Source organism: Aquamicrobium ahrensii, assembly GCF_040545755.1.
In the GTDB taxonomy this organism is placed as follows: Bacteria; Pseudomonadota; Alphaproteobacteria; order Rhizobiales; family Rhizobiaceae; genus Mesorhizobium; species Mesorhizobium ahrensii.
This window is the reverse complement of record NZ_JBEPMN010000003.1, coordinates 155,747-180,610: the sequence shown is the minus strand read 5'-3', so window position 1 is coordinate 180,610 and position 24,864 is coordinate 155,747. Positions and strand designations below refer to the sequence as shown.

At 64.4% G+C, this 24,864-nt stretch carries 15 protein-coding genes; 12 read left to right on the top strand and 3 right to left on the bottom strand.

The window, feature by feature from the left end:
- Window positions 1–13: 13 nt before the first annotated feature.
- Window positions 14–5,479 (bottom strand): alpha-2-macroglobulin family protein, encoded by a 5,466-nt coding sequence (locus tag ABID44_RS05855; protein WP_354150755.1) that lies wholly within the window; start codon window positions 5,477–5,479, stop codon window positions 14–16.
- Between the two features lie 274 nt (window positions 5,480–5,753).
- Here ABID44_RS05855 and ABID44_RS05850 point away from each other — a divergent pair, with 274 nt between their 5' ends.
- A complete protein-coding gene (locus tag ABID44_RS05850; protein WP_354150754.1) occupies window positions 5,754–7,673 on the top strand; it encodes an autotransporter assembly complex protein TamA in 1,920 nt (639 codons plus the stop codon).
- 25 nt (window positions 7,674–7,698) lie between these two features.
- Window positions 7,699–11,877 (top strand): translocation/assembly module TamB domain-containing protein, encoded by a 4,179-nt coding sequence (locus ABID44_RS05845; protein WP_354150753.1) that lies wholly within the window; start codon window positions 7,699–7,701, stop codon window positions 11,875–11,877.
- Window positions 11,878–12,063: 186 nt separating this feature from the next.
- On the opposite strand, the gene ABID44_RS05840 is transcribed toward ABID44_RS05845, so the two are convergent.
- Window positions 12,064–12,660 carry a transglycosylase SLT domain-containing protein gene (locus tag ABID44_RS05840; RefSeq protein ID WP_354150752.1) on the bottom strand — a complete coding sequence of 199 codons (597 nt, stop codon included), beginning with the start codon at window positions 12,658–12,660 and terminating at the stop codon, window positions 12,064–12,066.
- Window positions 12,661–12,900: 240 nt separating this feature from the next.
- On the opposite strand from ABID44_RS05840, the gene ABID44_RS05835 reads away from it, so the two are divergent.
- The 4 genes from ABID44_RS05835 (at window position 12,901) to ABID44_RS05820 (ending at window position 16,771) form a co-directional block, all read left to right on the top strand.
- Complete coding sequence (locus ABID44_RS05835; protein WP_354150751.1) at window positions 12,901–14,271, top strand: NAD(P)-dependent oxidoreductase; 1,371 nt, start codon at window positions 12,901–12,903, stop codon at window positions 14,269–14,271.
- Between the two features lie 2 nt (window positions 14,272–14,273).
- The gene (gene preA / locus ABID44_RS05830; protein ID WP_354150750.1) at window positions 14,274–15,587 is read left to right on the top strand and encodes an NAD-dependent dihydropyrimidine dehydrogenase subunit PreA; all 1,314 of its coding nucleotides are present in this window, start codon (window positions 14,274–14,276) and stop codon (window positions 15,585–15,587) included.
- A 195-nt stretch (window positions 15,588–15,782) separates the two neighbouring features.
- Window positions 15,783–16,295 (top strand): RrF2 family transcriptional regulator, encoded by a 513-nt coding sequence (locus ABID44_RS05825; protein ID WP_354150749.1) that lies wholly within the window; start codon window positions 15,783–15,785, stop codon window positions 16,293–16,295.
- Between the two features lie 17 nt (window positions 16,296–16,312).
- A complete protein-coding gene (locus ABID44_RS05820; protein WP_354150748.1) occupies window positions 16,313–16,771 on the top strand; it encodes a carboxymuconolactone decarboxylase family protein in 459 nt (152 codons plus the stop codon).
- An 85-nt stretch (window positions 16,772–16,856) separates the two neighbouring features.
- Here the strand turns inward: ABID44_RS05820 and ABID44_RS05815 are convergent, their stop codons facing one another.
- Window positions 16,857–17,480, bottom strand: a complete 624-nt coding sequence (locus ABID44_RS05815) for a TetR family transcriptional regulator C-terminal domain-containing protein (protein ID WP_354150747.1) — start codon at window positions 17,478–17,480, stop codon at window positions 16,857–16,859.
- 224 nt (window positions 17,481–17,704) lie between these two features.
- On the opposite strand from ABID44_RS05815, the gene aptA reads away from it, so the two are divergent.
- From aptA to ABID44_RS05785, 6 genes are all read left to right on the top strand, one after another.
- Window positions 17,705–19,033: an omega-aminotransferase AptA gene (gene aptA, locus ABID44_RS05810; RefSeq protein WP_354150746.1), complete on the top strand. Its 1,329-nt coding sequence runs from the start codon at window positions 17,705–17,707 to the stop codon at window positions 19,031–19,033.
- Window positions 19,034–19,205: 172 nt separating this feature from the next.
- On the top strand, window positions 19,206–20,456 hold the full coding sequence (locus tag ABID44_RS05805) for a Zn-dependent hydrolase (RefSeq protein ID WP_354150745.1): 1,251 nt from the start codon (window positions 19,206–19,208) through the stop codon (window positions 20,454–20,456).
- Between the two features lie 68 nt (window positions 20,457–20,524).
- Window positions 20,525–21,976 (top strand): dihydropyrimidinase, encoded by a 1,452-nt coding sequence (hydA, locus tag ABID44_RS05800; protein ID WP_354150744.1) that lies wholly within the window; start codon window positions 20,525–20,527, stop codon window positions 21,974–21,976.
- A gap of 46 nt (window positions 21,977–22,022) precedes the next feature.
- Window positions 22,023–22,859 carry an ABC transporter ATP-binding protein gene (locus ABID44_RS05795; RefSeq protein ID WP_354150743.1) on the top strand — a complete coding sequence of 279 codons (837 nt, stop codon included), beginning with the start codon at window positions 22,023–22,025 and terminating at the stop codon, window positions 22,857–22,859.
- An 8-nt stretch (window positions 22,860–22,867) separates the two neighbouring features.
- Window positions 22,868–23,746 (top strand): ABC transporter permease, encoded by an 879-nt coding sequence (locus tag ABID44_RS05790; RefSeq protein ID WP_354150742.1) that lies wholly within the window; start codon window positions 22,868–22,870, stop codon window positions 23,744–23,746.
- Window positions 23,743–24,858, top strand: a complete 1,116-nt coding sequence (locus tag ABID44_RS05785) for an ABC transporter permease (protein WP_354150741.1) — start codon at window positions 23,743–23,745, stop codon at window positions 24,856–24,858. The genes ABID44_RS05790 and ABID44_RS05785 overlap by 4 nt, the downstream gene beginning before the upstream one ends.
- The last annotated feature ends 6 nt before the right edge of the window (window positions 24,859–24,864 follow it).

Genomic DNA, 24,864 nt, shown 5'->3' with positions numbered 1-24,864 from the left:
CCCGGCCTGCACCTTACGGCGCCTTCACCTCCATCATGCCTGTGGCGGTGCGAGCTGAATATTGCGGCCGGTACATATCCTCGACGCTGGCCGCCGGATGGGCGTAGACGCCGGGCGTGACGGCGCGCACGACATAGGCCAGCGTGACTTCCCTGCTGCTGTCACCGCCCGGATCGAAAGCCGCGACGAAACGGTCGTCGCGGAATTCGAGATGCGCGGCGCTGGTGTCCGGCAGCCAGCCGAAGTTGGAAAGCTGGGCGCTGGAGACAAGACCGGGATTATCGATCTCGAAGCCGGCCGGCAAAAGGTCGGTGACGAGCATGCGCGTCGGCCAGTTGTTTTGCTGATGGATTCGAAGCACCGTCACATAACGCTCGTTCTGCGTTGCTTCGGTCACATTCGCCTCGACGCCATCCAGCGTATAATAGCTGCGCTCGATTGCGAAGCCGTCGCCGCCGGCCGGCAGCGGCTGGGCGGGCGCGGCGATGGTGGTGACAACCGCATCGATGGCGTCCTTGCCGGCGTTTGCGATGGTGAGCGGGTTCCGGACCACATCGGAGCCGTCGATCTCGCGGGCGAAGGGGCCATCATGGGCGAGGTCGTTCACGGTCAGCGAGATGGCGTTGTCGCCTTCCTTCATGCCGCGCGCGGCAAGCAGCATCCACGCATTGTCCTGCGTGCTGGTCCATCGGGAGGCGGCGCGCTCGCGGTTCACAAGGCTGACCAGCTCCGGCACGACGGAGGGAGCCGGCCTGCTTTCGGCGGCAAGCGCCAGCATCGCCGCAGCGTCGCGCAGCGGCGATGCATAGTCGGCGCGGTGCTGGTCGAAGGCGGTGCTGTTGCGGGCGAGTTGCAGGGCGGCGGCGAAGGTCGCCTCGGAGCGCTGGGCGTCGCCGTAGAGGGCCAGCGCCGCGCCAAGCTGCGCCACAGCCATCGGGCTGGAGAAGGCTTCCAGCTTGGTGTCGGCATAGTAGCGCAGGTCGCCCACCGACGCCTTCTTGTTGCGGGCCAGCACATAGAGCGAATAGGCCATTTCGCTGCCGCGATCCTGTACGTCCTGATCGTAGCCGATGCTGTTTTGCAGGTTGGACAGCGCCTGCGCTGCCGACCGCTCCGGCACGTCATAGCCCTGTTCGCGGGCACGGGTGAGGAAGTCCGTGGCGTAGGCGTCCAGCCACAGATCGCCAGATCCCGGCCCCCACAGGCCGAAACCGCCGGTCGAGGACTGGTGGGCGAGCACGCGATAGATCGCTTCCTGCACGCGCTCGCGCAGGCTGTCATCGACGGGAATGCCGAAGCCTTGCGAGAGGTCGTTGACATAGAGAAGCGGCAGCGCGCGGCTGGTGGTCTGCTCGGTGCAGCCATAGGGGTAGCGGTCGAGCGCCAGAAGCAGGGACGGCACGTCGAGGGCCGCCGTGCGCGAGACGCCGACGCTGACGGATGCGCCGGGCAGCAGGCTTGCCGCCAGCAATTCCTGATCGACGCGCAGGGAGGCGCCGGGCTTCAGGTTCACAACCATGCGATTGGTGACCGGAAGCTGCGCCGGGCGTACCGGCAGATAGAGCACCTGCTCGGACGCCGTGCCATCGGCATGGGCGAGGCGCACGGTGAGCGTGGCATCGCCCGGTTCGACCGCCATTAAAGGCACCTCGAAGCCGCGGCGTTCGCCGGCGTCAAGGGCAACGCTTGCCGGCACCCCGTCGTCGCCGGTGGCGACGCCACCGGTCGTGTCGATAATCACGGCGTAGTCGCCGGCAGGGCCGTCCGTATTGGCTACATCGAGGCGCAGGGTGGAGGCGTCGCCCGGCGCGAGGAAGCGGGGCAGGCTGGCGGTGATGACGACCGGGTCGCGCACGATCACGTCCGTCACCGCATGGCCAACGGCCGTTTTGGTCCAGGCCACGGCCATGACGCGCACTGTGCCGTTGAACTGCGGCAGGTCGAATGCGACTTCGGCCTTGCCGTCCGCACCCACTTCGACGATGCCGGAGAAGAAGGCGACCAGCTTTTCCTTGGGCGGATTGCCCTGTGACTGCATGGCGGCGCCGTCGCCGCCAGTACGCAGCCGTCCGGCAGCGCCCAGCGAACCGTCGATCAGGCGACCATAGAGGTCGCGCAGTTCAAGGCCCATCATGCGCTGGCCGAAGAACCATTCCGTTGGGTCCGGCGCTTTATAGTTGGTGAGGTTGAGGATGCCGACATCCACCGCCGCGACCGTGACATAGGCCTTTTCCCCGACGGACATGCCGGAGACAGCGACGGGAATGGCGAGCGGCTGGCGCGGTTCGGTCTTTTCCGGCGGGGTGAGAGTGAGGGCAAGCTTGCGTTCGGCCGGGTCGACCTTCAGCCATTTCACGCCGATGGCGCGGGCGGGCATGCGCTTTTCCTGCGCATCGCCGGGACGGTAGAGAGTGGCGGTGATATAGGCTCCGGCGCCCCAGTCCTCGCCGACCGGAATGTCGACCGTGCCGCCTTCAGCGGGGATCGTGGCCGAAACGGTCTTCAGCAGCCTGTCTGCGCCGATGGCGACCAGAAGCTCACCCGCGAATTGCGGCGACACGTTCAGCTTGGCAACCTCGCCGGGCGCGTAAACGTCCTTGTCGAGGGCGATTTCCAGTCCGTCCGGCGTTTCGGTGGAGGACGCCTCCACGTACCAGCCGGCATAGAATTCATGGCTTGAAGCCGTGCCTTCACCCCCGGCGCTTTCAACTTCCAGCCGGTAGCGGCCCCAGTCCACAGGCAGCGACAGAGTGGCTTCACCGGAAGCGGCGATGTCCACCGCGCCGTTGGCAACCTCGCGGGTGAGCGTTATCGGCTCGTAGTTCCACGAACTGCCGTTGCGATACCACTGATAGTTCCGCTCGACCTTGACCAGCGACCAGTTCACGCCGGCAAGCGCCTTGCGCGCCCCTTCCGCGTCCGCGGCGATGAGGCTGAATTTCGCCGTGCCGCCCTGCTGCACTTCATCGAAATCAGGGCGAATGCCGATCATGTCGCCTTGCGGGAGCACGTCGAGGTCGATGGAGCGTTCCACAGTGCGCCCGCCGGTCTCGCGCATGCGCACCGTCACCTTCGACTTCACCAGCTTCGTGGTGGCGGGCAGGTTGTCGATTGCGATCGGGAAGGTGGCTCTGCCGTCCTGCCCAAGAACCGGAAGGTCTTTCAGCGGCGTGACGGAAGCGCCGGCGCTGTCTTCATCGACAAGGCCAAAGAAGAAGCCTCTGAAACGGTTCCATTCCCGCGTCAGCGACAGCGTCGTTTCGCCTTCCAGAGCCAGACCGGCGGCGGGCGCGCCGTAGAGGAACCGGCCATCGACGGCGATCGTTGCGGTCTCTCCGGGCGCGACCTCGGTCCGGTCGGCGCTCAGGTCGAATTCGATGCGGTCGGGCACGAAATCCTCGACGAGGAAATTCTGCGTGGCGACGGCCGGGCGCTTCGGGTCGGTGTGGATGGCCAGGGACCAGGTGCCGCGCATGGAATTGGGTTCCAGCGGCAGGTCGACGGCATGGCCGCCGGCAGAAGCGCCTTCTGAGACGATGCGGCGATCTTCTACGCCATCCGGCCGCGAGAAGACGAAGGTGAGCGGCAGGTTATCCACGGCGTCTGCGCTGCCGTCTCGCGCAAGGGCGGAGACGTGGACGGTTTCCCCCGCCCGATAAATGCCGCGCTCGGTCCAGGCGTAGATGTCGAGCGCGCCGGGTGCGGCGCGCCCCTCCACGCCACGGTCGGACAGGTCGAAGCCGGCGCGTGCCATGTCGAGGAACACGAAATCGGCGTCGCCCCGTTTCGCCGTCAGAACGGCGGGCGCCATCCCGCCTTCGCCGCGCGTGAGGCCGGGGTTGAAGATGACACGGCCTTCGTCATTGGTGACGGCGGCGCCCAGCACCTCGTTGTTGCGGGCAAGCAGGGTGAGTTCCACGCCGGAAATGGGCTTTGCGCTGGCCAGCGAGCGCGCGAAAACGGTCAGCCCGTCCTCGCCCGTATAGGTGGAAAGGCCGATGTCGGAGACGACGAACCACTGCGTGGCGCGCGAATCCCAGGTTTCACTGCGGTCATTCTCGGGCTGTGCGGTCAGGACATAGACGCCGGGCTTGCGCTCCGGCAGCGCCTCATCGACCGGGAAGGAGGTGGTCACCTCCTTGTTGATCTGGTCCTCGATCTCCAGCTTCCCTTCCCAGACAGGCTCGCCCATCTGGTCGGAAATGCCGGAGATTTCGTAGCCGTCGAGCTGGCGCAGGAACTGGTAGCCGGACAGGAGCTGTGCCAGCGAGCGGTCGCCGATGCGGTAGAGCTTCATGTCGGCCACCGGCATATTGACGGTAACCACGGGAATGCTGCGCCGCGCGCCGGCCGGCAGCACGAAGGCATCGCCGGTGAAGCGCACGGACGAGGCGCGGTCCTGCACATAGATGGACAGCGTGGTCGGTGCGCTCAGAACCTCGCCTATTGCCGCCGGAAGCCCGGCGCGGAAGGTGACCTCATAGGACTGACCGTGGGCGAGACCCTCCACGCAGATCTGCTTTTCTTTCGCCTCGATGCCGGCGGGAGCCGCCCCGTTGACGCGCACGAACTGGCTGTAATCGACATCGGTGCGCACCAGTTCCTCGGAGAACTGCGCGCAGATGCGTGGGCTGGCCGTGTCGGCGTCGACGGAATGATTGAGGATGCGAAACCCCTTGCGGGCCTTGAGGTCTTCGTAGGACGCGCGCACGGAAGCGGAATTGACCAGATCGAGGCTGGCTTCATAGGCTTGCAGGGCGGGGCGATTGAGATCGCGCCCGTCGAGCGCCGCGCCAAGCAAGGCGAGGGCGTCGGCGCGGGTGGCCGCAGTGCGTGCGAGATCATAGGCGTTGAGCGCCGCCGATGTGGCGTTGGTGCGCAATGTCGAGGTTTCGCTGCTGTTGCCGGGGGCGACGTTCAGTATCGAGCGGGCGAGTTCCAGCCACAGCCCGCCGTCCTGCGACAGGACGGAAACGGCTTGCTCATATTTCTTCATCGCGCTGCGCGGGTCGCCGTTTTGCGCTGAGGCTGTGGCTTCCTCGATGAGATTGCCGAGACCTTCGCCCGATCTCGCATAGTCCGGGCCGGTCAGTTGCCTGCGATATTGCGCAGCCTGATCCTTCACCCATGCCGGCACATAGCCGAGCGCCGGCGGCGCGCCGATGTCGGGGTCGGCGTCGAGAACCACGACCTTGCCGGCGGTCGCTCCGGCGAAGGGCTTCATTTCGTTGAAGTCGGACTTGAGGAAGCACCACTTCGCCTTGTTGTTATAGGTGAAGGCGCGACAGGCCGAATCGCCGAGGCAGGCCGATGAGCACTGGTCGAGGGTGACGTTCTGTTCGGAACGCAGATCAAAGCCGAAATAATCGGCGTTCTCGGTGGTGACGATGCGACGTGCTTCCTGCGCATGGGCGAGGCCGGCCGCCATCAGCAAAAAGACAGCGATTGCCGCAAGTTTCCTTATCGCGCGCATGGTCATGACGCCTCTCCGGAGTTCCGGCGCAGCTTTCGGCCATCCGCGCGGCTTGTCAATCGGAGGGATGCGGCAACCCGCACGTAACGGTTTCAATTCACCGGATTCGCCGCTATTGAGCCAGAAAGGCGTGTTCACGCTTTTTTGCCGGTGTATGCAGGGATTTGAGTTTCAACCTGACGCTCTTCTGGCACAAGCGGACGTTGCGTCATTCACGAAAGGTTCGGAATTTCAGTCGAATTTTAACTTTGTTCGTTAAGTTGGCGGAATGCGGTACGATATGAAGCAGGCAGCACATACGCCGGCGGCAGGGCTTTCCCTGCCGCGCGCGCTGCTGCTTGCGCTTTTCGCCAGCTCCGCGATGGTCTATGCGCCGCAGCCGGCGGCGGCTTTCGAACTGTTCGGGATCAAGTTGTGGGGTTCGTCCGGGGACGAGGATTCCGATATCGTCGATCCGATGAACTACACCGTCACCATCAATGTACCGGACGATTATGTAGATCTGGAGAAGAAGCTGGAGGCCGCCTCGACGCTGAAAAGCGACGAGGACCGGCCGGTTTCCGGTTCGCTCGGCCTGATGTCCAAGGCGCGCGGCGACCGCGAGCAACTCGTCGCAGCGCTCTATGCCGATGCGCGCTATGAGGGCGTGGTCAACGTTTCGATCGACGGACGCTCCATCGACGATCTGCCGCCCGACGCAGAATTCAGGGGGCCGCAACCCGTTCCTGTCGTGATCGACGTCGCCCCCGGCCCGAAATTCACCCTTGGCGACATAAGGCTTGAAGGCGATGCGGCGGGGCTGACCGGCGCGGATTTCGGACTGATCTCCGGTGGCGACGCAGGATCGGCCGCGATCCTCAAGGCCGAGGCGCTGATCGTGCGCGCGCTGAAGGAGGACGGGCGGCCGCTGGCCGAGATCACCGATCGCGAAATCGTGGCCGACCACAACACGACGACGCTTGACGTGACGCTGACGGTGAAGGCCGGGCCGGTGGCCGGATATGGCGAGACCACCGTCGAAGGCACCGAGCGGATGGACCCCGAATTCACCCGCTACATGGCGGGGCTGAAACGCGGCGAGCGCTATTCGCCCGATGAAATGGACGACGCTCGCGAGCGGCTGCTCGGCATGGAGGTCTTCAACAGCGTGACGTTGCGCGAGGCCGATGAGCTCGACGCCGAAGGCAATATTCCGATCGACATCAACGTCACGGAACGCAAGACGCGCTATCTGGGAATCGGCGGCACGGTTTCGAATACCGAAGGTCTGGGAATCGAGGGCTACTGGGGCCATCGCAACCTGTTCGGCCGCGCCGAGAAGTTGCGCGTCGACGGCTCGATCAGCGGCATCGGCTCCAACGACATCAAGAAGCTGAATTACAATGCGGGCGTCATGTTCGAGAAGCCGGGCGTGGTGGGGCCGGCCTCGAAATTCTTCGCCAGCCTCAAGACAGTCTACGAGCACCCGGACGCCTATGACCGCTTCTCGGTGAAGGGCAGCGCGGGGCTTTCCTACCAGCTCGGCAAATACAGCACGGTGTCGGCGGAGCTTTCGCTGGATTATTCCGAGATCACCGACGCCTATGGCAAGAACGACTATCTGATCGCCTCTGTGCCCCTGCAATATGTGCATGACAGGCGCAACGACCGGCTCAATCCCACCAGCGGCTTCCGTCTCCTCGCTTTCGTGGAGCCGAGCTATGACGCCCTGAACTCCAAGGCTTTCGTCAAGGTCAGGGGCGAGGGCTCGGCCTACTACGCGCCGATGGAAAGCAACCGCCTGGTGCTGGCCGGCCGTGTGGCCGCAGGCTCGATTCTCGGCGCGGGGCTTTCCCATGTGCCGGCCGACCGGCGCTTCTATGCCGGCGGCGGCGGTTCGGTGCGCGGCTATTCCTATCAGGGAATCGGGCCAAAAGATCCGCTGACTGACAAGCCGACCGGCGGCCTTTCCTATTTCGAGACCTCGGCCGAACTGCGCATCGCCGTCACCGACACGATCGGCGTCGTGCCTTTCGTCGACGCCGGCACGGTTTCGCACAAGCAGTTCCCGGAATTTTCCGATCTCAAGGTGGGCGCGGGCATCGGCCTGCGCTATCTGACACCTTTCGGGCCGCTCAGGGTGGATGCGGCCGTCCCGCTCAACCGGGAGCCGGGCGATCCGCGCTACGGCATCTATGCGGGCATCGGGCAGTCCTTCTGACGCGATGGAACGGCAGGCGAAGAGCATGAAGATTGCAAGGCGGATCATGCGCGTTCTGTTCTATGCGGTGCTTGTCGCCGTGGCCGGACTTGCGGGCGCCGCCGTGGTGCTGACCACGACCGAGCGAGGTCGCGAGAACCTTGCCGGGCTGATTTCCTCCGTGGCGTCCACCGATGACGCAAAAGTGACCGTGCGCGGCATCAGCGGCATATGGTCCGGCAATCTCCGGGTCGATCATGTGGTGCTGGAAGATCGCGAGGGGCCCTGGCTGGTCCTGCGGGAGGTGGCCGTCGACTGGTCGCCATTCGCGCTCATTTCGCGCACATTCCTCGCCGACCGGGTTGCCGTCGGGCGCATCGAGGCCGCGCGCGCTCCAGTTTCCGACCCTGACGAAAAACCACGCACAGGCGGCGGATTTTCGCTGCCGGTTTCGGTGGATATCCGCTCCATCGACCTGCCACAGATCGCGCTTGGAGAGGCTCTGGCCGGGGCGGGCATCGCCGAACTGGCCGCGGAAGGGCATGTGCGGGCGGAGCGCTCGCCACTGGCTGTGGAGGCCGACCTTTCGGTGGCGCGGCGCGACGGCCACGAGGGCTCCGTTTCGGCGCTGGTTCATTTTCTGCCCGAAGACAACCGGCTGGACCTCAACGTCCAGGCCTCCGAGCCGGCAGGCGGCATCATCGCAAACCTTCTGCAACTACCCAACGCACCGCCGGTCAACATCGCGCTTACCGGCAAGGGGCCGCTGGCGGACTGGACCGGGCGCGGCGTCTTCCACGCCGGCGGTGAGCTGATCACCGAGATTTCGGGCCACCACGCCTTCACCGATACGGGAAGCCGGGTCCAGATCAGCGGCAATGGCGATTTCGCGCGATTTGCGCCGACCCAGTTCCGGCCGCTTCTGGCCGGAAACACCCGGTTCGAGATTGCCGGCAGCAGGGATGCGGAACGGGGCGTCACGGTCGAGACGGCGACGGTCGATACGCCGGTGCTGCATGGCGCGGCGAAGGGCAGCATCAATCCGGCCGGCATGACCGATTTCTCGCTGGAGCTGACCTCGGTCGGGCCTACCGTCCCGCTGGGGCTTGGCAGCGAGGAAAGCCCGATCGATATAGAGCTGCGCTCGGCCTCGCTGCGCGCCTTCGGAGAGGGCAAGGCCCCGGCGGTGGATATAGAGACGCAGATGGCGAGCGTCGCCACCAAGGATATGCGTGTCGACAACATCGCGCTGGCGTTGCATTCCGACGCCTTCGATATCGAAAACCGCAGCGGTCCGATCTCGGGCACAGCGAGCGCCGACAAGATCGGGCTCGACAACCCCACCGTCGCGCCGCTGATCGCCGGCCGCATCACCGCGCTGGTGGAAGGCGACGTCACGCAGGACACCATCACCATCGGCAAGGGTGAGATCGCCAGCGACGCGCTGAAGGGCGGCTTCGACGGCAATGTTTCGCTGGCTGACGGTTCGATCGAGCTGAACGTGAAGGCGGACGTGGCCTCGGCTGCGCTTCCCGCCGCCGCCAGGCCTGCGCTGGGCGAGCGCACCACGCTTTCGCTTGCCTTGCGCCGCGACAGCAACGGCAATGTCGACGCCGACAGGCTGGAGTTGTTGTCGGGTCCATTGTCGGCCAATGGCAAGGCGAGCCTCACGGACGGGATGATCGCGGCCGAACTGAACGGCGCGCTGGCCGATATCGCGCCGTTTGCGCAGGAGGCCAGCGGCGCGATTGCGCTTGTCCTCAAGGCCAGCGGTTCGCTGGCAGGGCCCGACGTGGCGCTGACGGTGAGCAGCGACAGGCTGGTCGTGGCCGAACGCGAGATCACGGGCCTGAAGCTGGACGCGACGGCCAGAGCCGACGTCGCCAACCCGGCCGCCGATGTGGCGCTTGCGGGCGACGTCGCGGGCGAGCGATTGCAGGGCAAAGCGACGCTGAAGTCGGAAGGCGGGCAAAGCCGCATCGACGGGCTGACGCTGTCGCTGGGGCAAAACCGCATCGACGGCGATCTGGTGCTGGACGACAAGTTCCTTCCCGAAGGCCGGATCGGCTTCGAACTGCCCGATCTCGGGCCACTGGCGGCGCTTGCGCTGGAAAAGGTGGAGGGCGCGCTGAACGGCAGCGTCACCTTCAGCAAGCCGGAGGGCGTGCCGCAGGTGGACATTAAGGCGGCGACGCAAAGCCTCACGCGCGGCGACCTCAACGCCCGCAACGTGCGGATCGACGCGCTTGTCGCCAATTATGCACAAGCGCCGGCGATTTCCGGCACGATCAGGGCCGATGGCGTGAATTCCGGCGGCACGGCCGTCACCGGCATCGCCATCGACCTCAAGCAGGACGGCGAGTGGACGGGGTTCTCGGGCGGCGCGACGGTCAAGGACATTCCGGCCAGCGCCGCCGGAAGGGTCAAGGTCGTTGACGGCACGACGACGCTGGAACTGCAATCGGGACAGGCGACGTTTCAGGGTGCGCGCGCGGCCATCGCCGAGCCCTCGACCATCGTGGTGAAGGACGGGCGCACGGCTCTGGAACGGCTGGTCATCGGTATCGGCAGCGGCAGGATCACGGTTGCCGGAGCCGTTGCCGACGCGCTCGACATCAAGGCCGACCTCAACGCGGTGCCGGTTTCCGTCGCCAACAATTTCTCCGCGGGGCTCGATGCGGCGGGCAGCATTTCGGGAACGGTGAACGTAACCGGACCAACTTCCGCGCCGGTGGTGAAATATGACCTCAAGGCGAGCGGTCTTGCGGCGGCGCAGACCCGCAGCGCGGGCCTTGGCGGCATCGACATCGATTCTTCAGGTGCCTTCGCCAACAACCGGCTCGACTTCACCTCGACCATATCCGAAGGCTCGGGGATGAGGTTGCAGGGCGGCGGCGCCGTGACCACGCAGGGCACGCCGAACCTCTCGCTCGACTTTAACGGCAATGTGCCTTTCGCCATCGCCAACCGGATGCTGGCCGGGCAGGGCATGTCCATGGAGGGCACGGCGGCGGTGGCGTTGAAGGTGAGCGGTCCGGCCACCTCGCCGGCGATCAGCGGAACCGTCCGCTCGAATGGAGCCCGTTTCGTCGCCGCGCAGGCCGGCATCGCCGTCAACGACATCGCGCTCGACGTTTCCATGGGCAACGGCGTGGCGACCATCAACCGGTTGACCGGTCGGCTGTCGTCGGGCGGCACGCTTACCGTGGGCGGCACGGTCGGCATCGACGTGAATTCGGGTTTCCCTGCCGATATCAGCATCCGGCTCGCCGACGGGCGCTATACCGATGGCCACATCGTGACCGCGAACCTGAGCGGCGACCTGACCATCAAGGGCCAACTCACGGCATCGCCGATGCTGTCGGGCGTCATCAATCTGGCGCGCACGGTGATCACCGTGCCGACCAAGCTGCCGACCTCGCTTTCCGAGCTCAACGTGCAGCACAGGAATGCGCCCGCCGCCGTGCGCGAGCAGGACCGGGCGCTCAACCCGCCGAGCAGCGGCGATGGCGGGCCGAAGAGCGGCATGAACCTCGACCTGACGGTCAACGCGCCCAACTCGATCTTCGTGCAGGGCAGGGGCGTCGATGCGGAGCTCGGCGGCAGCATCAGGCTGACCGGCGCGGCGACCTCGCCCGAGGCCGTGGGCAGCTTCACCTTGCGGCGCGGCCGTCTGGAAATCCTCGGCAAGCGGCTCAATTTCACCGAAGGAACGCTGACCTTTTCGGGCTCCACCATTCCCTACCTGAACTTCGTGGCGGAGACGACGGCTTCCGACGCCACTGTGACCATCTCGGTGAGGGGCGAGGCCACAAATCCGCAATTCGTGTTCTCCTCCGTGCCGGCATTGCCGGAGGACGAGGTTCTGGCGCGCCTGATCTTCGGCCGCTCCATGTCGAACCTGTCGCCGTTGCAGATCGCCCAGCTTGCGGAAGCGGCAGCCCAGCTTGCGGGCGTCGGCGGCTCGACCTCGCTCTTGCAGAACCTGCGCAACGCCCTCGGCGTTGACGATCTCGACGTCATTACCGACGATCAGGGGGGCACTTCGGTGCAGGCCGGCAAATATCTGAACGACCGCACCTATGTGACGATCCAGAAGGGGGAAAAGCCGGGTTCCGGCAAGGCGCGCATCGACCTCAATGTCGGACGCGGCGTGAAGCTGCGCGGCGAGGCGAGCGACGCTGGCGAAGCCAAGGGCGGCATCTTCTACGAGAAGGAATACTAAAGCATGTCGTTCGAAGGCGGGAACCGGTTTCGGGGCAACGACATGCGTAAAAACAAAACTTAAAGCATAGGGAGCGAATCTGAAAGATCGCAGCCCGCTTTAGGCGCAGTTTCGAACCGCCGCCTCATCCCGGCTCGCGGTAACGTCGTTCTCCCGGAGCGAATGGAGGGTGAGCGGGGCTGCCGGTTACAATCGTCCGCAGCTCTGCATCTGCTGGGCGTAGCGGCGGGCCATGGCGTCTGTCTCGCGGGCATAGTTGCGGATGCCGGAATTGTTCTTCCAGGAGCCGCGCCTGTAGCCGATCCATCCGGAATAATAGGCGAGATAGAGATTGTAGGTGTCGTTGCGTGCGATGCCCAGCGTGCTGGCGCTCCTGGCGTGATACCAGCCGACGAAATCGACCGCGTCGGCGAATGAGGTGCGCCTTGCCGCGAAGTTGCCGGTCTCGGAACGATACTGCGCCCAAGTTCCGTTGAGCGCCTGTGAATAGCCGGCGGCGGTGGAGGGCCGCTTCCATGGAATGAAGCCGAGCAGCTTGCCGCGCGGCGGCTTCGCATTGGCCTTGAAACCGGATTCCTTGCGCACCGTGGCCATCAGCACCGGCACCGGTATGCCGTGTTTCGCCTCGGCGCGCTTCGCCGCCGAATGCCAGTTGTCGATCCAGCCGTCGCGCTGGTCGAAGACCGCGCAGACATTGTTGATCTGGCTGGGCGGCGTGGCGCAGGCCGAGAGGCCGAGCAGCGCCACAACAGGTAAAACCCGACTAAAATTGTACGCAAACATGCGCCGAGCTTTAGGCGCAAATCATAAAGGGAGTGTTGACGGGATTTTAACGGATGCGGCGGCTTTGCGAAGCTGCGGCAGCCGTTTTTTGGCGGGGCTGTTCACAGGCGACAAGACAAACATGATTTTAATAATCATGTTTGTCTTTGTATTTTCAATCACTTGGTCAAAATTGACTAATTGATAAAAGCTCCGGATATGCTAGCCTTCCCCAAAACATAAAAACAAGGGGAACGTGGAATGGCGGCAGGTCATTTCAAACAGGGCATCGCCGGAGGCCGGCTGCCGGCGGAAGCCTATGCCGAAAACTTTGCCGATCTTCATCCGCCGTTCGATCACCACGAGGCGCTGGTCGAATCCGACAGATGCTATTTCTGCCACGATGCGCCGTGCATGGAAGCCTGTCCGACCTCCATCGACATACCGATGTTCATCCGGCAGATTTCGACCGGAAACCCGCTCGGCGCGGCGAAGACGATCTTCGACCAGAACATATTGGGCGGCATGTGCGCGCGGGTCTGTCCGACCGAGACCCTGTGCGAGGAAGCCTGCGTGCGGCAGGCCGCCGAGGGCAAGCCCGTGCAGATCGGCCGCCTCCAGCGCTACGCCACCGATGTGGCGATGGAGGAGGGGCGGCAATTCTACCATCGCCCCGGTCACGGCAGCGGCAAAAGGGTGGCGGTCGTCGGCGCTGGCCCGGCGGGCCTCGCCTGCGCCCACCGCCTTGCGCTTCGCGGCCATGACGTCACCATATTCGAGGCGCGGCCCAAGGCCGGCGGCCTCAACGAGTACGGCATCGCCGCCTACAAAAGCACGGACGATTTCGCGCAGGCCGAAGTCGACTATGTAACGGCCATCGGCGGCATCGAGATCAAAAACGGCATGGCGCTCGGGCGCGACGTCCAACTCGCAGATCTCGCCGGCGGTTACGATGCCGTGTTCCTCGGCATGGGGCTCGGCGGCATCAATGCGCTGCGGGCGGAGGGCGAGGATGTGGCGGGCGTGGAGAACGCCGTTGATTTCATCTCCATCCTGCGCCAGACCGCCGATCTCGCATCGCTGCCGGTCGGTCGGCGCGTCATCGTCATCGGCGGGGGCATGACGGCCATCGACGCCGCCATTCAGTCGAAGCTGCTCGGCGCGGAGGAGGTGACGATCTGCTACCGGCGCGGCAAGCAGGATATGAAAGCCTCTGTGTACGAACAGGACCTCGCCACAGCCAACGGCGTGATCATCCGCCACTGGCTCCAGCCGCGACGGGTGATCTCGCATAACGGCAAGGCGACAGCTCTGGAACTGGAATACACGACCATGGAAGGCGATCGGCTGGCCGGCACGGGCGAATTGCTCAGCCTGCCGGCTGACCAGATATTCAAGGCCATCGGCCAGACCTTCGCCGCAGCCGGCCTCAACGGCTCCGGCGGCGTCGCCATCGAACTGGGGAACGGCCGTATCAGAGTGGACGGTGAAGGGCGCACCACCATGGCGAAAGTTTGGGCCGGCGGCGACTGCATCCATGGCGGGGACGACCTGACCGTGACCTCGGTGGCGCAGGGGCGCGACGCGGCCGAGAGCATCCATCGGGCGCTGACGGCAAACGGGAGGGCATGAGCATGGCGGACCTGCGCAGCAATTTCGTCGGCATAAGGTCGCCCAATCCGTTCTGGCTGGCGTCCGCGCCGCCGACCGACAAGGCCTACAATGTCGAGCGAGCCTTCAAGGCGGGCTGGGGCGGCGTCGTCTGGAAAACGCTGGGGTCGGAAGGACCGCCGGTCGTCAACGTCAATGGTCCACGCTACGGCGCTATCTGGGGGGCGGACCGGCGTCTGCTCGGCCTCAACAATATCGAACTGATCACCGACCGCGACCTGCAGACCAACCTGCGCGAGATGAAGCAGGTGAAGATGAACTGGCCGGACAGGGCTCTGGTCGCCTCGATCATGGTGCCTTGCGAGGAGGAGGAGTGGAAGGCGATCCTGCCGCTGGTCGAGGAGACCGGGGCGGACGGCATCGAGCTCAATTTCGGCTGTCCGCACGGCATGAGCGAGCGCGGCATGGGCGCCGCCGTGGGGCAGGTGCCGGAATATATCGAGATGGTGGTGCGTTGGTGCAAGCAATATACGCGCATGCCGGTCATCACCAAGCTGACGCCCAATATCACCGATATTCGCAAGCCGGCGCGGGCGGCGAAGGCCGGCGGCACCGACGCGGTGTCGCTGATCAACACCATCAACTCCATCACTTCGGTCGATCTGGACAATTTTTCGCCGGAGCCATCGATCGACGGCAAGGGCAGCCATGGCGGTTATTGCGGGCCGGCGGTGAAGCCGATCGCGCTCAACATGGTGGCTGAAATCGCCCGCGACGCCGAAACGGCGGGGTTGCCGATCTCTGGCATCGGCGGCGTGACTACATGGCGGGACGCCGCCGAGTTCATGGCGCTGGGGGCGGGCAATGTGCAGGTCTGTACGGCGGCCATGACCTATGGCTTCAAGATCGTTCAGGAAATGATTGCGGGTCTTGAGAACTGGATGGACGAGAAGGGGCATCGCTCGCTCTCCGACATTGTCGGGCGTGCCACGCCGAACGTCACCGACTGGCAGTATCTCAACCTCAACTATGTCGCCAAGGCGCATATCGACCAGGAGCTCTGCATCAAGTGCGGGCGCTGCCACATCGCCTGCGAGGACACATCGCATCAGGCGATCACCTCCATGGTCGATGGCGTGCGCCATTTCGAGGTGATGGAGGCTGAGTGCGTCGGCTGCAATTTGTGCGTCAATGTCTGTCCGGTGGAAGGCTGCATCACCATGCAGCCGCTGCCTGCAGGCGAGATCGACGAGCGCACGGGCCAGCCCGTCTCGCCCGTTTACGCCAACTGGACCACACACCCGAACAACCCGATGGCGCGCACGGCGGCCGAATAAAGTTCCTCCCGGGCCGGGCGGAGCCGCGACCGGGGGGAAGCGGCTCCGCCTGTGCTTGTCGGGCAGCGGATAAGATGCCTGAAATCGCGGGCCCCATTTCAGGAGGTGTCAGCAGAGACGCCTGCATTCGTTCTGTCTAATTGTGGATATTATTTATCCATGATAATCCTTATCCATGAAATGGAGCAGGACTGAATGAAACTCAGCGAGGGCGTCGAGGCGGCCATTCATTGCGCGGCGACGCTGGCAGGGGTCGATGGAGGGGCGACGATACCGGGTTCGGCGCTGGCCGAACAGTTTGGCCTGTCGCAGAGCTATCTGCTCAAGCATCTGCAGGCGCTGACTGGCGCAGGCATTCTGGAATCCGTTCCCGGGCCTGCTGGCGGCTACCGGCTGGCGCGTGCCGCAGAGCACATCTCCCTGCTCGATATCGTGCTGGCGGTTGAAGGGCCGCAGCCGGCGTTTCGCTGTGGTGAAATTCGCCGTAACGGTCCGGTGAAACTGCCGGACGCCGCCTATGTGAAGCCGTGCGGCATCAAGGTTGCGATGCTTCGCGCGGAGAAAGCCTGGCGTGCGGCGCTGGCCGCCGAAAAGCTTTCCGCCATCGTGGCCGACTTCATGGGCGACGCAGATCCCCGTTCGGTCGCTGCCGCCTGCGCCTTCGTGGCGCAACACCGGCGGCCGCAAAAGCCTGTTTCAGGCAAGTGAAATGAAAGGATGAAGAGATGAAACAGAGGATGGATTTTTTCGCGGCGGCGCCTGCGATCATGAAACAGGTGCGGGCGCTCAATCAGGCAGTCGAGGCGTCCGGCCTTGAACACTCGCTGCTGCATCTGGTCAAGCTCAGGGCCTCGCAGATCAATGGCTGCTCCTTCTGTGTCGACATGCACAGCCGCGAGGCGATGCGGGACGGCGAGAGCCAGCAGCGTGTGTTCCTGGTTTCGGCCTGGAAGGAATCGCCGCTCTACTCCGAGCGCGAGCGCGCGGCTTTCGCCTACACCGAAGCGGTGACGCTGATTTCCGGGCAGGGTGTTCCGGAGGCGCTTTATGAGGCGAGCCTGAAGCACTTTTCCGAAGAGGAGCTGGTCAAGCTGACGGTCGCCATCGGCATGATCAACGTCTGGAATCGCCTGTGCGTGTCTTTCCACGCGCTGCATCCGGCCGAGGCGGCCAGGGCTGCCTGAGGCCGCCGGGCCGTTGTCGCAAGTTACGACGCTGATTCAGGCTATTGGCGCAAGCGGCTGATATGTCGTCCGTTCGCAGCGCTGCTTAAATCCTGAGGCAGCCGATGAAGAGCTGTTCGAGGAAGCGGGCGGCGTCGTCGTAGCGACCGTCGCCGTCGCGCGCCGGGCTGAGTACGGCACGCACCTGTACGTCGAAATCGGCATAGTGCTGGGTGGTCGCCCAGATGGCGAAGATGAGGTGATAGGGATCGGCTTTGGCGATCTTGCCGGTGCGCATCCACTTTGTGATGATGCGCGCCTTCTCGTCCACGAGCTGCTTCAGCTCGCCTTCCAGCAGGGACGCAATCCGCGGTGCGCCCTGAAGAATCTCGTTGGCGAACAGGCGGCTTTCCCTTGGAAAGTCGCGCGCCATTTCGAGCTTGCGACGGATATAGCTCCTGATCTCGGTGATGGGGTCGTCCCCGTCATCGAACTCGCGCAGGGGAGCCAGCCAGGTGTGCAGCAGACGCTCCATCAGCGTGGCGTGGATTTCTTCCTTGCTGCGAAAATAATAGAGCAGGTTGGGTTTGGACATGCCGGCCGCGTCTGCAACCTGATCGATGGTGGAGCCCCGGAAACCGTTGGCGGAAAAGACATCGAGCGCGGCTTCAAGGATCACCTCCCGCTTTTCCTGCTGGATGCGCGTCAGCGGCCGTGCTGCGGTTTCCATGAAATGAGCGTCCTTCCTGTCCGGTGCAATCTGGACCAATTCTCTGGACCAGTTGTTCCCGCCCCTGTGGAACGGGAAAACCGCAGGGCTTTTCGGCTAGTAATGGCTTGACCGCTCATACAGCGGTGCTAACGTTTGTCCAACCGGTCAAAAATTGCCTAGCATGAATTGACGCGACGGACCAAGCGTTGGCCGCGAGACATCAACCATCAGGAGGCTTGGTCATGTCCAACAGGCTCAAGGTAACGCCAAACGATCTTTCCGCATTCTGGATGCCTTTTACGGCAAACAGGCAGTTCAAGCAGGCGCCGCGCATGCTGGTCGCCGCCAAGGATATGCATTACACCGCTTCGGACGGCCGCAAGATCCTGGACGGCACCGCCGGCCTGTGGTGCGTGAACGCCGGCCACTGCCGACCCAGGATCACCGAGGCCATCCAGAATCAGGCCGCCGAGCTCGATTATGCACCGGCCTTCCAGATGGGGCATCCCATCGTGTTCGAACTGGCCAACCGGCTCGTCGACGTCGCGCCGAAGGGCATGGAGCATGTGTTCTTCACCAATTCCGGTTCGGAATCGGTCGACACCGCGCTCAAGATGGCCATCGCCTATCATCGCGCCAAGGGCGAAGGTTCGCGCTTCCGGCTGATCGGCCGCGAGCGCGGCTATCACGGCGTGAATTTCGGCGGCATCTCGGTAGGCGGCATCGTCTCCAATCGCAAGATGTTCGGCACGCTGCTGACCGGCGTCGATCATCTGCCGCACACCCATCTGCCCGGCAAGAACACCTTCACGAAGGGTGAGCCCGAGCACGGCGCGGATCTCGCCGACGAACTGGAGCGCATCGTCGCGCTGCACGACGCTTCGACCGTCGCGGCGGTGATCGTGGAGCCGGTGGCGGGTTCGACCGGCGTTCTCATTCCGCCGAAGGGCTATCTCAAGCGTCTGCGCGACATCTGCACCAAGCATGGCATCCTTTTGATCTTCGATGAGGTCATCACCGGTTTCGGCCGTCTGGGCACGCCGTTCGCCGCCGATTATTTCGACGTGATTCCCGACATCATCACCACCGCCAAGGGCGTTTCCAACGGCGTGATCCCGATGGGCGCGGTGTTCGTGACCAAGGACGTGCATGACGCGTTCATGAACGGTCCCGAGCACATGATCGAGTTCTTCCACGGCTACACCTATTCGGGCAACCCGATCGCTTCGGCGGCGGCGCTCGCCACGCTGGACACCTACAAGGAAGAAGGCTTGCTGACCCGTGGCGCGGAACTCGCTCCCTACTGGGAAGAGGCGCTGCATTCGCTCAGGGACGAGCCGCATGTCATCGATATCCGCAATATCGGTCTCGTCGGCGCCATCGAACTGGAGCCGATCGCCGGGGCGCCGACGAAGCGCGCCTTCCAGGCTTTCGTGGAGGCGTTCGAACGTGGGGCGCTGATCCGCACCACCGGCGACATCATTGCGCTGTCGCCGCCGCTGATCATCTCCAAGGGCCAGATCGACGAACTGATCGATCATGTCCGCGAGGTGTTGAGAATGGTCGACTGACCGGCCACAATGATCGGGTGAGGGACGGCGCGGGGAGAAGCGCCGCCCCCGCCTTCAGGACAGTCCCGCCAGAGACGGAAAAAATTCCGCCGGGGCTGCCAAGGAAAACAATAATGGGTGTTTCCGCGTCCCGGTAAGGGGTGAAAGCGCTCGCTGAAAGAGAGGGAATGGAATGGCCGCCTCCGGCGAGAACCTTCGCATTGATCCGGATCGTTTGTGGTCGTCGCTTATGGAGATGGCGCAGATTGGGCCGGGGGTTGCGGGCGGCAACAACCGCCAGACGCTGAGCGACGCCGACAATGAGGGCCGCCATCTGTTCCGGCGCTGGTGTGCGGATGCGGGGCTTGAGATGGGCGTCGACCGCATGGGCACGATGTTCATGACGCGGGCGGGCGCTGACCCGGATGCGCTGCCGGTCTATATCGGCTCGCATCTCGACACCCAGCCGACCGGCGGCAAGTTCGACGGGGTTCTGGGCGTGCTGGCGGGGCTGGAGGTGGTGCGCTCGCTCAACGACCTCGGCATCCGGACGAAGCATCCGATCGTCGTCGCCAACTGGACCAACGAGGAAGGGGCGCGCTTTGCGCCGGCCATGCTGGCGTCGGGGGTGTTCGCGGGCGAGCTTTCCCTCGACTACGCCTATGCGCGCACCGATCAGGAGGGGCTGCGCTTCGGCGACGAGTTGCAGCGCATCGGCTGGGTGGGCGAGGAAGAGGTGGGGGCGCGCAGGATGCACGCCTATTTCGAATACCACATCGAGCAGGGGCCGATCCTGGAGGCGGAAAACCGGCAGATAGGCGTCGTCACCCATGGCCAGGGGCTGTGGTGGCTGGAGTTCACGCTGAGCGGCAAGGAGGCGCATACGGGCTCGACGCCGATGGCGATGCGGGTCAACGCCGGGCTGGCGATGGGCCGCATCCTTGAACTGGTGCAGGCGGTGGCGATGGAGAACCAGCCGGGCGCGGTGGGCGGCGTGGGGCAGGTGACGTTCTCGCCCAACTCGCGCAACGTGCTGCCGGGCACGGTGGTGTTCACGGTCGACATCCGCTCGCCCGACCAGGCCAAGCTCGACGCCATGCGGGCGCGGATCGAGGCGGGGGCGCATGAGATCGCAAAAGAACTCGGCGTCGGCTGCGCGGTGGAGGCGGTGGGGCATTTCGATCCGGTGAGCTTCGCGCCCGAACTGGTGGAACGGGTGCGGGCTTCTGCCGACAAGCTTGGCTACTCGCACATGGACATCGTCTCGGGCGCGGGCCACGATGCGTGCTGGGTGGCGAAGGTGGCGCCGGCGACGATGATCATGTGCCCGTGCGTGGACGGGCTGTCGCACAACGAGGCCGAGGACATCTCGAAGGAATGGGCCGCCGCCGGAGCCGACGTCCTCCTCCATGCCGTCATCGAAACGGCGGAGATCGTCGAATGAATTGAATCGCATGAACCGAATGCTTCAAGCCGCTCGTTAAAGAAGCGGCGGCAACAAGGGGAACCAGAATGACGAGAGTAATCAGAAACGGCACTGTCGTAACCGCTGACCGCAGCTGGAAGGCGGACGTGCTGATCCAGCACGGCAGGATAGTGGCGATCGGGCAGGACCTGCACGCCGATCACGAGTTCGACGCTTCCGGCTGTTATGTGATGCCGGGCGGGATCGACCCGCACACCCACCTCGAAATGCCCTTCATGGGCACCTATTCCGCTGACGATTTCGAAAGCGGCACGCGCGCGGCGGTGGCTGGCGGCACGACGATGGTCGTCGATTTCTGTCTGCCGGGACCACAGCAATCGCTGCTCGAAGCCTTGCAGATGTGGGACAACAAGACATCGAAAGCGGCCTGCGACTTTTCCTTCCACATGGCCATCACCTGGTGGGGCAAGCAGGTGTTCGACGAGATGGCCGAGGTGGTGGACAAGGGCATCCCCTCGTTCAAGCACTTCATGGCCTACAAGGGCGCGCTGATGGTGGACGACGACGAGATGTACGCCTCGTTCCAGCGCTGCGCGGAACTGGGCGCGCTGCCGCTTGTCCATGCCGAGAATGGCGATGTCGTGGCGGCCCTTTCGCAGAAGTTGCTGGCCGAGGGCAATAACGGGCCGGAGGGGCATGCCTATTCACGTCCGCCGGAGGTGGAGGGAGAGGCGACCAACCGCGCCATCATGATCGCCGACATGGCGGGCGTTCCGCTCTATGTGGTGCATGTCTCCTGCGAGCAGAGCCATGAGGCGATCCGCCGGGCGCGCCAGAAGGGCATGCGCGTCTATGGCGAGCCGCTGATCCAGCACCTGACGCTGGATGAAAGCGAATATTTCGATAAGGATTGGGACCACGCCGCGCGCCGCGTGATGAGCCCGCCGTTCCGCAACAGGCTGCATCAGGATTCGCTGTGGGCCGGCCTGCAAGCGGGTTCTCTGCAGGTGGTGGCGACGGACCATTGCGCTTTCACCACCGAACAGAAGCGTTTCGGCGTCGGTGATTTCACCAAGATTCCCAACGGCACCGGCGGTCTGGAGGACCGCATGCCGGTTCTGTGGACGAGGGGGGTGAACACCGGGCGGCTGACCATGAACGAGTTCGTGGCGGTCACCTCCACCAACATCGCCAAAATCCTCAACATGTATCCGAGGAAGGGCGCGATCGTCGAAGGGGCCGACGCGGACATCGTGGTGTGGGACCCGGAGCGGAAGAAGACCATTTCGGCTGGGGGGCAGCAGTCGGTGATCGACTATAACGTCTTCGAGGGGATGGAGGTGAGGGGCCTGCCGCGCTTCGTCTTCTCGCGGGGGGAATTGGTGGTTCAGGAAAGCGAGATGAAAACAAAGCCCGGCCACGGACAGTTCGTGGCGCGCGAACCCAATGCGGCGCCGAACCGGGCGTTGTCGACATGGAAGGAGATTACGGCGCCGCGCAGGATCGAGCGCAGCGGCATCCCGGCCACGGGGGTGTAAGGTCTATGGCGGACGACAAGAACAATCGGGAAAAGGCGTAAACTTCATGAATGCGATTGCCAGTCACCAGCCAGCCCCCGCAATCCCGATCGCCCAGGGCGGCATTGCCGATGTGGTCGCCGCCAGCAAGCTCAGCCTCGTCTTCGATACGAATGACGGCCCCGTGCAGGCGCTCAGCAATGTCGACCTGACCATCGGCAAAGGTGAATTCGTGTCCTTCATCGGCCCTTCGGGATGCGGCAAGACCACGCTGTTGCGGGTCATCGCCGATCTGGAGAAGCCGACCTCGGGCACGATAATGGTGAACGGCATGACGCCCGAACAGGCGCGTGAACGCCGCGCCTACGGCTATGTGTTCCAGGCGGCGGCGCTTTTCCCCTGGCGGACCATCGCCGACAATGTGGCGCTGCCGCTGGAAATCATGGGCCTTTCGAAGACCGAGCGGGCCGAGCGGATCAGACGCACCCTCGAACTCGTCAATCTCTCGGGCTTCGAGAAGAAATATCCCTGGCAGCTTTCAGGCGGCATGCAGCAGCGCGCCTCCATCGCCCGGGCGCTCGCCTTCGACGCGGACCTGCTTTTGATGGACGAGCCGTTCGGCGCGCTGGATGAGATCGTGCGCGACCATCTCAACCAGCAGCTTCTGGAACTGTGGGCGCGGACAAACAAGACGATCTGCTTCGTGACCCACTCCATCCCGGAGGCCGTCTATCTTTCCACCCGCATCGTGGTGATGTCGCCGCGTCCTGGGCGGGTCACCGACGTCATCGACACCAACCTGCCGCTTGAGCGGCCACTGGATATCCGCGAAAGCCCGGAATTCCTCGCCATCGCTGCGCGCGTGCGCGATGGCCTCAAAGCCGGGCACAGCTATGAGGATTGAGAGCTGAAATGGACAGTTTTCGATCCAAAATCATCCCCGTCACCACGTTGCTGGCTGTGCTGGTGGTGGCGTGGTACGCCTTCGCCGTGGTGCTGAACGGTCCGTTCCAGCGCGATCTCGACCGCCGGGCGGGCGAGACGCCGGGACAGATCGAATTCCTTATGCGCACCTGGTCGCAACCCAAGCCGACGCTGCCGGCGCCGCATCAGGTGGCGCAGAATTTCTACAAGTCCACCTTCACGGTGAAGCCGTGGAGCAACCGCAGCCTCATTTACCATTCATGGGTGACGCTCTCCTCCACCTTCGTCGGCTTCGTCTTCGGGGCCGCGCTCGGCATTCTGATCGCCGTCGGCATCGTGCATTTCGCCTCGCTCGACCGCAGCCTGATGCCGTGGATCATCACCTCGCAGACCATTCCCATCCTCGCCATTGCACCGATGGTGGTGGTTGTGTTCGCTTCCATCGGCATCACCGGCCTGTTTCCCAAGGCGCTGATCTCGACCTATCTGTCGTTCTTCCCCGTGGCCGTCGGCATGGTGAAGGGGCTGCGCTCGCCGGAAGTGATGCATCTTGACCTGATGCGCACCTACAACGCCACAAGGCCCCAGGTGTTCTGGAAGCTGAGGGCGCCGGCGTCGCTGCCGTTCCTGTTCGCGTCGATGAAAGTGGCTGTGGCGGCGAGCCTCGTCGGCGCGATCGTCGCTGAACTGCCGACCGGCGCTGTCGCGGGCATTGGCGCAAAATTGCTCAACGGCGCCTATTACAGCCAGACCATCGACATATGGGCGGCGCTGGTGGCCGGATCGCTGGTCGCCGTCATGCTGGTGGCGCTGGTGGGGCTGGCCGGGCGCATCACCGACCGCGCCATGGGCGGGAGGCCGGCATGAGAGCTTCGCTTCCATGGCAGATCGCGCTGGTCCTGCTGGCGGCCGCTGCCGGCGGCGTCTTGCAGGTCGCAGCGGCCGGGGATGGCGGCCCCGGCAATATATGGCCCGCTCTCGGGCTGATCGCCCTTGCGGCGGCTGGCGCATGGTCAATGGCCGGCAAGCCGGCTGCGCAGGCCATACTTCTCTTCATCGGCGCGCATGGCGCTGCATGGCTGCTGCTCAATGGTGTCTCCGGGCATGAAGGGCGGGCGGGGCCTTCCTTCTATCTGGCGCTCGTCGGCGCATGGCTGCTCGCCTGGCGCTGCGTGAGCGTGCTGTCCATGCTGAAGCCCGCTTCGCTGGGCGGAAGGCGGCTGCTTGGCCTGATCATTCCGCTGATCTTCGGCGCCTGGGTGCTGATCCTGTGGGAAGCGATCGTGCGCGGCGCAGGCATACCATTCCTGCTTCTGCCTCCGCCGAGCGCCATTGCGGAGCGTATCGGGGTCTCGACGGCGGTGCTGGCCGCCGATTTCAGGCAGACGGTGCTGAAGGCGGTTCTGGCCGGCTACATCATCGGCTGCGCGAGCGGCTTCATAGCGGCCATAGCCGCCGACCGCTTCGTGTTCCTGCGGCGCGGGCTTTTACCCATCGGCAACATGGCGGCGGCGCTGCCTATCATAGGGGTCGCGCCCATCATGGTCATGTGGTTCGGCTTCGACTGGCCTTCCAAGGCGGCGGTGGTGGTCATCATGACCTTCTTCCCAATGCTGGTGAACACGGTGGTGGGGCTTTCCGCATCCGGGCACATGGAACGCGACCTGATGCGCACCTATGCGTCCGGCTACTGGCCGACGCTCGTCAAGCTGCGGTTGCCGGCGGCCATGCCCTTCATCTTCAACGCGCTGAAGATCAACTCCACGCTGGCGCTGATCGGCGCGATCGTGGCCGAGTTCTTCGGCACGCCGGTGGTGGGCATGGGCTTCCGCATCTCCACGGAAGTGGGGCGCATGAACATCGACATGGTGTGGGCAGAAATTGCGGTGGCGGCGCTGGCCGGCACGCTGTTCTACGGCGTGGTGGCGCTGGTGGAGCGCGCCGTCACGTTTTGGCATCCGTCTATCCGTGGTGGCTAGGCGGCT

What these genes read in the sequence shown, in the direction of transcription:
- aptA (WP_354150746.1), top strand. Translation starts at nt 17,705, where the DNA reads ATGTCCAACAGGCTCAAGGTAACGCCAAACGATCTTTCCGCATTCTGG.
- ABID44_RS05790 (WP_354150742.1), top strand. Translation starts at nt 22,868, where the DNA reads ATGGACAGTTTTCGATCCAAAATCATCCCCGTCACCACGTTGCTGGCT.
- ABID44_RS05805 (WP_354150745.1), top strand. Translation starts at nt 19,206, where the DNA reads ATGGCCGCCTCCGGCGAGAACCTTCGCATTGATCCGGATCGTTTGTGG.
- ABID44_RS05795 (WP_354150743.1), top strand. Translation starts at nt 22,023, where the DNA reads ATGAATGCGATTGCCAGTCACCAGCCAGCCCCCGCAATCCCGATCGCC.
- ABID44_RS05785 (WP_354150741.1), top strand. Translation starts at nt 23,743, where the DNA reads ATGAGAGCTTCGCTTCCATGGCAGATCGCGCTGGTCCTGCTGGCGGCC.
- ABID44_RS05815 (WP_354150747.1), bottom strand. Translation starts at nt 17,480, where the DNA reads ATGGAAACCGCAGCACGGCCGCTGACGCGCATCCAGCAGGAAAAGCGG.
- preA (WP_354150750.1), top strand. Translation starts at nt 14,274, where the DNA reads ATGGCGGACCTGCGCAGCAATTTCGTCGGCATAAGGTCGCCCAATCCG.
- ABID44_RS05825 (WP_354150749.1), top strand. Translation starts at nt 15,783, where the DNA reads ATGAAACTCAGCGAGGGCGTCGAGGCGGCCATTCATTGCGCGGCGACG.
- ABID44_RS05845 (WP_354150753.1), top strand. Translation starts at nt 7,699, where the DNA reads ATGAAGATTGCAAGGCGGATCATGCGCGTTCTGTTCTATGCGGTGCTT.
- ABID44_RS05835 (WP_354150751.1), top strand. Translation starts at nt 12,901, where the DNA reads ATGGCGGCAGGTCATTTCAAACAGGGCATCGCCGGAGGCCGGCTGCCG.
- ABID44_RS05840 (WP_354150752.1), bottom strand. Translation starts at nt 12,660, where the DNA reads ATGTTTGCGTACAATTTTAGTCGGGTTTTACCTGTTGTGGCGCTGCTC.
- hydA (WP_354150744.1), top strand. Translation starts at nt 20,525, where the DNA reads ATGACGAGAGTAATCAGAAACGGCACTGTCGTAACCGCTGACCGCAGC.
- ABID44_RS05855 (WP_354150755.1), bottom strand. Translation starts at nt 5,479, where the DNA reads ATGACCATGCGCGCGATAAGGAAACTTGCGGCAATCGCTGTCTTTTTG.
- ABID44_RS05820 (WP_354150748.1), top strand. Translation starts at nt 16,313, where the DNA reads ATGAAACAGAGGATGGATTTTTTCGCGGCGGCGCCTGCGATCATGAAA.
- ABID44_RS05850 (WP_354150754.1), top strand. Translation starts at nt 5,754, where the DNA reads ATGAAGCAGGCAGCACATACGCCGGCGGCAGGGCTTTCCCTGCCGCGC.